Here is an 11,052-nt window from a genome sequence, read left to right as displayed (position 1 = left end):
TGTTCGAGGGCGAGATCACCCACCGCGACTCCGTCGGCGTCACCCAGCCGATCCATCCGGGCGAGGTGAACTGGATGACCGCCGGCGCCGGCGTCACCCACTCTGAGCGGTTCGAGACCCTGCGCCGGACCGGCGGGCGGATGAACGGCATCCAGGCCTGGATCGCCCTGCCGACCGAGGACGAGGAGACCGCCCCGTCCTTCGACCACTATGCGCCGGCCGACCTGCCGACCTACGAGGACGGCGGCCTGTGGGCCCGGCTGATCGCGGGCGAGGCTTTCGGCGCGTCCGCGCCGGTGAGGACCTATTCGCCGCTCTTCTACGTCCATTGGCGAATGAAACCCGGCGCCCAGGCCGAACTGCCGGCCGAATATCCCGAGCGCGCGGCCTATGTGGCCCAGGGGATCGTGGAGGTGGATGGGCGCCAATACCGCGAGGGCCAGATGCTGGTCTTCCTGCCCGGCCAGGCGGTGCGCTTCACCGCCGTCTCCGACGCCGTCGTCATGCTGCTGGGCGGCGAACCGGTCGGACCGCGCTTCATCGAATGGAACTTCGTCTCGTCCTCAAAGGACCGGCTGGAACAGGCCAAGGCCGACTGGCGCGCCGGCCGGATGAAGCTGCCCGACGCCGACGACCAGGAATTCATCCCCCTGCCCGAGCCGCCGCCGAGCGCCAGTCCGCTGTAAGCCCGCAAAGGGCTTGATCACCCTCGCGTCACCCTGCGCAGGGTGCCTCCCGACAAGTTCCTAGGGAGGACGGCATGAAACTCTACACCTCGATGGGCCCCAATCCGGCGGTCGTGACCATGTTCCTGGCCGAGAAGGGCGCGGAGATCCCGACGGAGAGCGTCGACCTGATGGGCGGCGAGAACCGCCAGGCGCCCTATGTCGCCAAGAATCCGTCCGGCCAGCTTCCCTGCCTCGAACTGGACGACGGCTCGCACCTGGCCGAGATCACCGCCATCTGCGAGTACCTGGACGAGAAGCTTCCGGGCGACACCCTCATCGGTTCGACGCCGGAAGAGCGCGCGGCGACCCGCATGTGGGTCCGCCGGATCGACCTCAACATCTGCGAGCCGCTGTCCAACGGGTTCCGTTACGCCGAAGGCCTGCCGCTGTTCCAGAGCCGCATGCGCACCATCCCCCACGCGGCCGGCGACCTGAAGACCCTGGCGCAAGAGAAGCTGACCTGGCTGGACGGGCTGATGGCCGGCAAGACCTGGATCGCGGGCGATCGCTTCACCCTGGCCGACATCCTGCTGTTCTGCTTCCTGCAGTTCGGCGCCCAGGTGGGCCAGCCGATCAACGCCGACAACAAGAACATCGCCGCCTGGCTGGAACGCGTCCAGGCCCGCGTCGCCGAAAAGGCGGCCGCCTGAAGCAGCGCCTAAATGCTCCCCCTCCGGGGGAGCCGTCGGTGAAACCGGCGGAGGGGATTTGCTGAATCAGCAGCCCCCTCCGTCTCGGCGCCTTGCGCCGATCCACCTTCCCGGAGGGGGAGGAGTTACGGGCCTTTACGTCTCCGCCAGGGCCTTGCGGGTCTGTTCCCAGTACTGCGCGCCGGTGATCAGGGTGACGACCGTGGCCACCCACATCAGGCTGTGGGCGACCAGGGTCGCCGGGTCGCGGACGGCCGGTTCGGACGGCAGGTCGAAGGCGCCCCAGGAGGCGACCACCATCTCCGCCGCCAGGGCGGTCAGTTGCAGCGTCGTCTTCCACTTGGCCAGGCGCGTCACCGGCAGCTTGATCCCCTTGCCGGCCCCCACTTCACGCAGGGCGCTGACCGTGAACTCGCGGAACAGCATCAGGCCGGCCGGCAGCACCACCATCGGCTGACCGCCCAGGGCCAGCAGACCGAGGATCGCGCCGCAGACCAGCACCTTGTCGCCGATCGGGTCGAGGATCGCCCCCCAGACGGTGACCGCGTCCAGCTTGCGCGCCAGCCAGCCGTCGAAGAAGTCGGTCACCGCCGCGATCACGAAGGCCCAGAACGCCCATCGCTGCAGGCCGAACTGGTCCTCCGGCGTCATGTGCTCGCTGAAGCCGGGCACTGCGCCGGCCACCGTCGCCAGGGCCATGAAGACGAAGAGCGTCAGGACCAGCCGCAGCGAGGTCAGGATATTCGGCAGGGCTTTCATGATCCTCGCAACGCCTTGGATGTCTTCAGGTGGCCGGCGTCAGCTCGACCGTCTTGGTCTGCTTGCCATACACGCAGATTCGCTTGTCCGCGCCTTCGCGCAGCACGGCAAGCCCATAGCGCTCGGTCCCGAACGGATGGACCAGCACTTCCGGCGACTTCATGCCCGAGCCCTGCGCCGCGGCCAGGCACTTGGCCTTCACGTCGGCGCGGAACGCCTCCCAGGCGTCGGGCGAACTGGCGAAGGCGGCGGCTGGAGCCGAAAGCGCCAGGGCGGCGGCGAGGACAAGGCGAACCATCTGCGATCTCCCAAACCGGTCTCAACGCGCAAGACTAGCGCCTGGCTCACCCCTTGCGGAAGAAATCGAAGATGCGCTGGGCCAGGGCCTCGCTGACCCCGTCCACCTTGGCCAGGTCGTCGGCCGAGGCGCGGCTGACGCCCCTGGCCGAGCCGAAGGCGTGCAGCAGGGCGCGCTTGCGGCCGGGGCCGACGCCCTCGATCTCGTCCAACGGGTTCTTCTTGAGGTCCTTGGCGCGCCGGACCTGGTGGCTGCCGTTGGCGAAGCGGTGCGCCTCGTCGCGCAGCCGCTGGAGGTAGTAGAGCACCGGCGACTTCGGCTCGAGCATGAAGGGCGGCTTGCCCTCGATGAAGAACCGCTCCAGCCCGGCGTCGCGGTCCGGCCCCTTGGCGACCCCGACCACGGCGATGTCGTCGACGCCGACGTCGGCCATCACTTCCAGCACGGCGGCCAGTTGTCCGGCCCCGCCGTCCACCAGCACCAGGTCCGGGCGCGGCGGGTTCTCACCCGCCTCCTCTTCCTTGACCATGCGCGAGAAGCGGCGGCGCATGACCTCCTTCATCATCCCGTAGTCGTCGCCGGGCGTCAGGTCCGAACTCTTGATGTTGAACTTGCGGTACTGCCCCTTCTGGAAGCCGTCGGGCCCGGCCACGATCATGCCGCCGACCGCATTGGTCCCCATGATGTGGGCGTTGTCGTAGACCTCGATCCGCTCGGGATTACCCTCCAGGCCGAACGCCTCGCAGACGCCGGCCAGCAGCTTCGACTGAGCCGAGCTCTCAGCCATCTTGCGACCCAGGGCCTCGCGCGCATTGGTCAGGGCGTGGACGACCAGCTCGGCCTTCTCGCCACGCTTGGGCCGGGCGATCTCGACCTTGTGGCCGGCCTTGATGGCGAAGGCTTCGGTCAGCAGTTCGCAGTCGGTGGGCTCGACATTGACGAGGATCAGCCGCGGGATCGGCTTGTCGTCGTAGAACTGGCCGAGGAACGCGCTCATCACGTCCACGTTCTCGTCGCTCTTGTCGACCCGCGGGAAATAGGCGCGGTTGCCCCAGTTCTGGCCGGCGCGGAAGAAGAACACCTGCACGCAGGCCTGGCCGCCCTCGGCGTGCAGGGCGAAGACGTCGGCTTCCTGCAAGGTCTCCGGATTGATCTGCTGCTCCTGCGACACCGAGGCCAGCGCCCGGATGCGGTCGCGGATGCGCGCGGCGCGCTCGAACTCCATCTCGTCGGAGGCGGCCTGCATCTCCGCCGACAGCCTGGCCACCACCGCCCGGCTCTTGCCGCGCAGGAAATCCTCGGCCTGATCAACCAGGCCGCCGTAGTCCTCCAGACTGATGAGGCCGGTGCAGGGGGCGGCGCAGCGCTTGATCTGGTGCAGCATGCAGGGCCGCGTGCGCGTCTCGTAGACATTGTCCGAGCACGAGCGCAGCAGAAACGCCTTCTGCAAGGTGTTCAGCGTCCGGTTGACCGACTGGGCGCTGGCGAACGGCCCGAAATAGTCACCCTTGATGGTGTGGGCGCCGCGGTGCTTGCGAAGCTGGGCGGCCGGGTGCTCACGCCGGATGACGATCTCCGGAAAGCTCTTGTCGTCGCGCAGCAACACGTTGAAGCGCGGCTTGAGCTGCTTGATCAGGTTGATTTCCAGCAGCAGGGCGTCGGTCTCGGTGCGGACCGTGACGAACTCCATGGACCGGGTCAGGTCGACCATCAGGGCGATGCGCTGGGTGTGGAACCGGCCCTGGGCGTACTGGGTCACCCGCTTCTTCAGCGAGCGCGCCTTGCCGACATAGAGCACCTCCCCGCCCTCGCCCATCATGCGATAGACGCCCGGCGCGTCGGGCAGGCGGCGCACTTCGTCCTTGATGAGGGCTGCGCCCTGCAAGGGCGCGTCTGCGGTCACGTCGGTCGGCATGGCGCCAATATAGGCGAGTCCGCGCGCGCCCGCAGGCTCGGCTTACAGCTTCACGCCGCCGGCCAGGATCTTGGCGTAGCCGGGCTTGGTCAGCCGCACGTAACCGCCCTTCACCGGGTCGCGGTAATAGACCGCGCCCTTGATCGCCGTCGGGTCGAAGCCGTCGGCCACCAGGTCGATCTTGCGGTACTTGAAGGTGCCCGTCGTCTCGATGGCCGGCAGGATGCGCACGAACACCGGCTGGGCGTAGGGCGGCAGGTCATGGGCCACCGTCTCGCCGAAGGCCTTGATGTCGAACTCCGGCCCGACCACCAGCCCGGCCATCCCGGCCCGGCCGTCCGCGCCCTCGACCGTCACGCCGTAGACATTGGCCTCCATCACGCCGGGGATCGCCTGCAGGCGCTCGGCCACCTCGCCGGTGGAGACGTTCTCGCCCTTCCAGCGGAAGGTGTCGCCGATGCGGTCGACGAAGTAGAAATAGCCTTCGGCGTCGGTCTTCATCAGGTCGCCGGTGCGGAACCAGGCGTCGCCCTTCTCGAACACGTCGCGCAGGATCTTCTTGTCCGAGGCGGCCTTGTCGACATAGCCGGTGAACTCGCTGCGCGCGTCGTGGCCGATCTTGCCGATGCACTCGCCGATCTGGCCGGGGCCCGCCTCGATGCACAGGCCGTTCATGCCCCGCACCTCTTCCTCCGTCTCGACGTCGAACTGGACGAGGCGGTAATTGACCTTCTTCTTCAGCCACTTCGGCGTGCGCCCGATCGCCCCGACCTTGCCGTCGAAGTTGAACATCGAGACGTTGCCTTCGGTGGCCCCGTAGAATTCCAGAATCTCCGGAATGCGGAAACGCCGCTTCATCTCGGCCCAGACATCGGCCCGCAGACCGTTACCGAATACCATGCGCAGCTTGTGCCGACCTTCGGCCTCGACCTCCGGCTGGTTGACCAGGTAGCGGCACAGCTCGCCGATATAGACGAACATGGTGCAGCCCTCGGCCGCCACATCGTCCCAGAAATGGCTGGCCGAAAACTTCTTCTTCAGCACCACCGAACCGCCGTTCAGCAGTCCCGCCCCCATGGCGCAGAGGCCGCCGGTGGCGTGATAGAGCGGCAGGGTGATGTAGACGCGGTCCTTCTCCGTGGCGCCGGTCGCTCCGGCGAAACCGCGCATGTAGAGCTGGGCCCGGACATGGGTGATGCGCGCGGCCTTCGGCAGGCCGGTGGTGCCGCTGGTATAGATGTAGAGCGCGGTGTCGCCGGCGGTCATCCCTTCGCGCACCGAGCGGTCGGGCGGAAGCTGGCTGCAGCTCTTCAGGGCCTGGGTCAGGTCGCGCTGGTCGCCGTGGGCGTGGCCCAGCACCCACTGCTGCATCGGCCGCTCCAGCAGGCCCTTGGCCTCCTCGAAGGCCGGCGACGTCTCGTCGTCGACGATCGCGTGCGCCGCACCGGAGATGTTCAGGCAGTGGGCCAGCGGCGCACCGGCGAGCTGGTTGTTGATGAGAGCCGCGACCGCGCCGATCTTGGTCAGCCCGTACCAGATGGGGAAGTATTCCAGGCGGTTGGGCATGAACAGCGCCACGGTCTGTCCGCGCCGCACGCCGATCCCCTTGGCCCAGTGGGCGAAGCGGTTGGCGATGGCGTCCATCTCCGCGAAGGTGACGGTGCGCTTTTCATAGGTCAGGGCCGGCCGCTCGCGCCACTGATCCACCGCCGCCTGGATGTCGTCGCAGACCAGGTTGGCGGACGTCGGCGCAATGGTCTTCACGCGCTTCAACGTGCGATTCAGATCGCGAAAGAACCGCCAATCGCGCTCCAGGCGAGCCTTAAGTCGCATCCATCCCTCCGACCGGAGGCCACCTTGGCGGCGGTCGGCGCGAGGGGTCAAGCTGGGCTGTCGGCGCCTTCGGTCACACCCGCGTCAGGTGCGTGCAACTGTGGCGCCGAGGACTCGGTCGGCGGTTCCGTGGCAGACAGACTGGCCATGAGCGCCCTGCCCAAAGCGATTCTCTTCGACCTCGACGAAACCATCATCTCCTTCGGCTCGCGCCGGCAGATCCTGCAGGAGGTGATCGAGGAATTCGGCGACGTCTTCGCCCCGTTCACGCCCCAGGCCGCCGGCCAGGCGATGGAAGACGGCTTCCGCGCCTTCTGGTCCGACGAGGCCCGCGCGGCGGTCTGGCGCCAGAACCTGGTCGAGGGCCGCATCCTGGCGGTGGAACAGGGCTTCTCCACGCTCCGGCCCCAAGCGCCCGCCCTTACCACCGAGTTCGCCAGGGCGTTCGGCGCACGCTTCCATGCCTATCGCGAGGAGCAGGCCAAATTCTTCCCCGGCGCCCTGGAGACCATCCAGGCCCTGCGTGCGCGGAACGTCCTGCTGGCGCTGGTCACCAACGGCGCAGCCGCGCCCCAGCGGGCAAAGGTGGAGCGCTTCGCCCTGGCCCCGCTCTTCCATCACATCCAGATCGAGGGCGAGGCCGGCTTCGGCAAGCCGCAGGAGCAGGCGTATCTGCACGCCATGCGCACCCTGGATGTCGCACCGCAGGAGACCTGGATGGTCGGCGACAATCTCGAATGGGAGGTGGCCGCCCCGCAACGGCTGGGCATCTTCTCCATCTGGCACGATCATCTGGGCGAGGGCGTGCCCGCCGGCAGCAATGTCCGCCCCGATCGTATCATCCGCTCGATCGCCGAACTCAAGCCGGAATAAGGCGAGACCGTGTCGACAAGACAGCAAGACGTTGTCGACACCCATGACACCTATCTCAAGATATTCACAAATCCTGTGACACCGCCACAAGACTGAAAACATAGGCCTTTACGCCGAAAATCAAGACAAGATCGCCCCATTCGGCCGGCGGAGTCTGGAACACGCTCCCTTTCGTCGTCGTTTCCCTCACGATCAACCTGAGGGAGGTTACACATGAGCGCCGAGTACAATCCCTTCGTCCAGCGCCATACCCCTGACGCCGAGGCCGCATCGGACCTCGATGCGAGTTCGGCCAGTTCTCTATTTCCGGCCACGCCCGTCTACGCCCGCAAGCGCAAGTCCTCCAACATCGGTAAGATCGCGCTGTTCGCGGTTCCGGCGGCGATCCTGCTGGCCGGCGCGGCGGTGATGCTGGCCCAGCCGCGGTCCAGCGACCTGTTCGCCGAGACGACCGTCGTCCCGCCTGCGCCGCCGGCCGTCATGCCCAATCCGGTAACCAAGGTCGCCGACGCCACGCCGGCGCCGCAGTCCGCTCCGGCCGTCGCCACCCCGGAGCCCGCCGCGCCCCCGGCTCCGGCTCGCCGCGCAATCCGCCGCGCCGCCGTCACGCCGGCGCCGGTCGCCGACAGTCCGGAAACCTGGGCCAGCGACGCCAGCGCGAGGATTCCCGACGCGCCGATCCCCTATTCGCCCAGCTCCCAGGCGCCGGTCCCTGCGCCGGTCGTGACGCCGCCTATCGCGCCGTCCATGACCGAGCCCCCGGCCGCGCCTCCCGTCGAGACGCCGGCTCAGGAGAGCCCTGGAGAGCCGACGCCCTAGAGCAAAATCCGATCTGACTGGATCGGATTTTGCTCAAGACTCTTTGAATTTGGAGCATTTTCTACGCCGAACCGGTATCCACTTCGGCGGAAAATGCTCCAGACAGCCGAGGCGGACGGAGAAGGCGGCTTCCAGGCGGGAGCCGCCTTTTTCGTGCATGAGACGTCCGCCGGGCCGATGAGCGACCCCTTGCCGCATTCCCGAACGCCGTTCGCTGTGGAATTTGGCCGCCCGTCGGAACCGACCGAGGATTTTCATGCTGAAGCTGCTGTTTTCGAGCTGGGGCGCCGAGTGGGGCACCGCGGCGCTCGTGTTCTTCGTCAGCGCGGCCGTGGGCCGCTACGCCGCCGAGGGCATGAACACGCTTCAGTGGTGCGGCGCGATCACCGCGGTCCTGGCCTCCATCACCGCCGCCGTCGCCGTCCGCGTCTGGAAGGCCGAGCCGGTCAAGGCCCACATCGAACGCGACTGATCACTCGGCGTAGACGTCGAGGCCCAGGGCGGTCAGCAACCGATACTGCTGGTCGGCCGCGATCTTCATTCCCGCCACGCTGGCCAGGTCTGCGAGGTTCAGCCCGCTGACCTCGGCGCCACGCAGGTCGGCGCGCGCCAGCTTGGCCCCGGCCGTCAACGCCTGGAAGAGATCGCACTCGCGCAGGTCCGCCCCCTCCAGATCGGCGTCCACCAGCGCGGCCTCGCGGAAACTGGAACGGTTGAAGTCACCCTCCGGCAGCCGCAACTCCGTCAGATCGGCCAGTTCGAGATTGCAGCCCTTCATGGCGCCCGCCCACTGGACCACGCTACGCCCGAAGACGCGGCTGAAGTCGGCCCGCAGGAAGGCCGCGCCGCGCAGGTTGCAGGCCTCCATATCCAGGCCATAGGCGCTCAGCCGCTCGAACCGCGCGAATGACAGGTCGCAGTTGCGGATGCGCGCCTCGTCCAGCCGCCCGAAGGCGAATTGCACGCCGGCATGGCCGTCATCGTCGGCGAAATTGCAGTCCTCGAACGCCGCCTCGCGCAGGTCCGCATGCGAAAACCGGCACCGAACCAGCCTGCATCCCACGAACCGCGCGCCCTGCAGCCCCGCCCCCTGCACCTGAACCTCGCGCAGGGTGCAGCTCTCGAACACCGCATCGGTCAGGTCGGCGTCGGTGAAATCGAGGGCGGAGAGGTCGACGCCTAAGAACCTCGCGCCTGGTTCGAGTTTCATTCCCAACCTCCGCTCACCCCGCGCAGGCCGAGGCCCAAGCTGCCTAGCCTGGGCCCACGCCGGATTCGGTCATAGTGCGGAAAGCCCGCCGGGGTGAGCGGGTGCGGCCTACTCCGCCGCGCCGGCCTTCACATAGATCTCCCCGCCCTCGGCGCGGAACTTCTCGCTCATCTGCTCCATGCCGGCGGCGACGTCGTTCTGCTTGGCGGCGGCGTCGCGGATGTCCTGGCTGATCTTCATCGAGCAGAACTTGGGGCCGCACATCGAGCAGAAGTGGGCGGTCTTCATCGCCTCCTTCGGCAAGGTCTCGTCGTGGTACTGGCGCGCCGTCTCCGGATCGAGGCCCAGGTTGAACTGGTCTTCCCAGCGGAACTCGAAGCGAGCTCGGGAAAGCGCGTCGTCCCAGGCCCGGGCGCTCGGATGGCCCTTGGCCAGGTCGGCGGCGTGGGCGGCGATCTTGTAGGTGATCACCCCGTCCTTGACGTCCTGCCGGTCGGGCAGGCCCAGGTGCTCCTTGGGCGTGACGTAGCAGAGCATCGCCGTCCCGAACCAGCCGATCATCGCCGCCCCGATGGCGCTGGTGATGTGATCGTAGCCGGGCGCGACGTCGGTGGTAAGCGGGCCGAGGGTGTAGAACGGCGCCTCGCCGCAGGCGGCCAGTTGCTTGTCCATATTGGCCTTGATCTTGTGCATCGGCACGTGGCCGGGGCCCTCGATCATCACCTGGACGCCGTGCTTCCAGGCGACGGGCGTCAGCTCGCCCAGGGTCTCCAGCTCGGCGAACTGGGCCGCGTCGTTGGCGTCGGCGATCGAGCCGGGGCGCAGGCCGTCGCCCAGCGAGAACGACACGTCATAGGCGCGCATGATCTCGCAGATCTCTTCGAAGTGCTCGTAGAGGAAGTTCTCCTTGTGGTGCGCCAGGCACCACTTGGCCATGATCGAGCCGCCGCGCGACACGATGCCGGTCACCCGCTTGGCGGTCAGCGGGATATAGGCGAGCCGCACGCCCGCATGGATGGTGAAGTAGTCCACGCCCTGCTCGGCCTGCTCGACCAGGGTGTCGCGGAAGACGTCCCAGGTCAGGTCCTCGGCAATGCCGTTCACCTTCTCCAGCGCCTGGTAGATCGGCACCGTGCCGATCGGAACCGGGCTGTTGCGGACGATCCAGTCGCGGATGTTGTGGATGTTGCGGCCGGTCGACAGGTCCATGACCGTGTCGGCGCCCCAGCGGATCGCCCAGACCATCTTGTCGACCTCGTCGGCGACGGTCGACAGCACCGCCGAGTTGCCGATGTTGGCGTTGATCTTGACCAGGAAGTTGCGGCCGATCGCCATCGGCTCCAGTTCGGTGTGGTTGATGTTGGCCGGAATGATCGCCCGGCCGCGCGCCACCTCGTCGCGCACGAACTCCGGCGTCACGAAGTCGGGGATCGAGGCGCCGAAGTCCTCGCCGTCGCGGATGAAGGCGTCGGTCTCCTTGCGGCGCAGGTTCTCGCGGATGGCGACGTATTCCATCTCCGGCGTGACGATCCCGCGGCGGGCGTATTCCAGTTGCGTCACCGCCGCCCCGCCCCTGGCGCGATAGACGCGGCGCGGGGCGCTGAACTGCGGGGCCAGGTGCTCGCCCTGGGCGAAGCCGTTGTCCTCCGGCTTCACCTGCCGCGGATTTTCCACCACCTCGATATCGCCGCGCGAGACGACCCACGGCTCGCGCACGCGCGCCAGCCCCTGGTCGATGTCGATCTTCACCGCCGGGTCGGTATAGGGGCCCGAGGGGTCGTAGATCGTGACCGGCGGCTCGTTCGCCGAGGGATGCACAGCCACCTCGCGGAACGGCACGCGGATGTCGGGCCACAGCACGCCCGGCTGATAGACCTTGCTCGAGCCGGGGCGCTCGCCGGTCGGAATGGCGTCTTTGACGGGGGTCTGAATGTTCACCGGCGCAAGCTCCCTAGCGGCCAGGGGCC

At 67.7% G+C, this 11,052-nt stretch carries 11 protein-coding genes; 5 read left to right on the top strand and 6 right to left on the bottom strand.

What is annotated here, in order from left to right:
• Positions 1 to 686, top strand: a 686-nt coding sequence (locus tag ACE3TL_RS09275) for a pirin family protein (protein ID WP_374578427.1), incomplete at its 5' end; no start/stop codon positions are given.
• A gap of 74 nt (positions 687 to 760) precedes the next feature.
• Positions 761 to 1,378, top strand: coding sequence for a glutathione S-transferase family protein (locus ACE3TL_RS09270; RefSeq protein ID WP_374578426.1), 618 nt, complete (start codon positions 761 to 763; stop codon positions 1,376 to 1,378).
• Positions 1,379 to 1,513: 135 nt separating this feature from the next.
• Here ACE3TL_RS09270 and pgsA read toward each other — a convergent pair whose 3' ends face one another.
• The 4 genes from pgsA to ACE3TL_RS09250 are packed head-to-tail and all read right to left on the bottom strand — an operon-like array spanning position 1,514 to position 6,183.
• On the bottom strand, positions 1,514 to 2,137 hold the full coding sequence (gene pgsA / locus ACE3TL_RS09265) for a CDP-diacylglycerol--glycerol-3-phosphate 3-phosphatidyltransferase (protein ID WP_374578425.1): 624 nt from the start codon (positions 2,135 to 2,137) through the stop codon (positions 1,514 to 1,516).
• A 25-nt stretch (positions 2,138 to 2,162) separates the two neighbouring features.
• Entirely contained in the window at positions 2,163 to 2,435 is a 273-nt protein-coding gene (locus ACE3TL_RS09260) for a hypothetical protein (RefSeq protein ID WP_374578424.1), read from the bottom strand.
• Positions 2,436 to 2,481: 46 nt separating this feature from the next.
• Positions 2,482 to 4,350, bottom strand: a complete 1,869-nt coding sequence (gene uvrC, locus ACE3TL_RS09255; protein WP_374578423.1) for an excinuclease ABC subunit UvrC — start codon at positions 4,348 to 4,350, stop codon at positions 2,482 to 2,484.
• A gap of 42 nt (positions 4,351 to 4,392) precedes the next feature.
• Positions 4,393 to 6,183 carry a long-chain-acyl-CoA synthetase gene (locus tag ACE3TL_RS09250; RefSeq protein WP_374578422.1) on the bottom strand — a complete coding sequence of 597 codons (1,791 nt, stop codon included), beginning with the start codon at positions 6,181 to 6,183 and terminating at the stop codon, positions 4,393 to 4,395.
• A gap of 129 nt (positions 6,184 to 6,312) precedes the next feature.
• On the opposite strand from ACE3TL_RS09250, the gene ACE3TL_RS09245 reads away from it, so the two are divergent.
• From ACE3TL_RS09245 to ACE3TL_RS09235, 3 genes are all read left to right on the top strand, one after another.
• Positions 6,313 to 7,056: an HAD family hydrolase gene (locus tag ACE3TL_RS09245; RefSeq protein ID WP_374578421.1), complete on the top strand. Its 744-nt coding sequence runs from the start codon at positions 6,313 to 6,315 to the stop codon at positions 7,054 to 7,056.
• A gap of 213 nt (positions 7,057 to 7,269) precedes the next feature.
• A complete protein-coding gene (locus tag ACE3TL_RS09240) occupies positions 7,270 to 7,875 on the top strand; it encodes a hypothetical protein (protein WP_374578420.1) in 606 nt (201 codons plus the stop codon).
• A 256-nt stretch (positions 7,876 to 8,131) separates the two neighbouring features.
• On the top strand, positions 8,132 to 8,347 hold the full coding sequence (locus ACE3TL_RS09235) for a hypothetical protein (protein ID WP_374578419.1): 216 nt from the start codon (positions 8,132 to 8,134) through the stop codon (positions 8,345 to 8,347).
• Here ACE3TL_RS09235 and ACE3TL_RS09230 read toward each other — a convergent pair whose 3' ends face one another.
• Together ACE3TL_RS09230 and thiC are read right to left on the bottom strand one after the other, a co-directional pair.
• Positions 8,348 to 9,085 carry a pentapeptide repeat-containing protein gene (locus ACE3TL_RS09230; protein WP_374578418.1) on the bottom strand — a complete coding sequence of 246 codons (738 nt, stop codon included), beginning with the start codon at positions 9,083 to 9,085 and terminating at the stop codon, positions 8,348 to 8,350.
• 108 nt (positions 9,086 to 9,193) lie between these two features.
• Complete coding sequence (thiC, locus tag ACE3TL_RS09225) at positions 9,194 to 11,023, bottom strand: phosphomethylpyrimidine synthase ThiC (protein WP_374578417.1); 1,830 nt, start codon at positions 11,021 to 11,023, stop codon at positions 9,194 to 9,196.
• Positions 11,024 to 11,052 lie beyond the last annotated feature (29 nt).

The organism is Phenylobacterium sp. (assembly GCF_041920015.1).
In the GTDB taxonomy this organism is placed as follows: Bacteria; Pseudomonadota; Alphaproteobacteria; order Caulobacterales; family Caulobacteraceae; genus Phenylobacterium.
The sequence above is the reverse complement of the archived record's forward strand: the minus strand, read 5'-3'. Positions and strand labels throughout refer to the sequence as shown.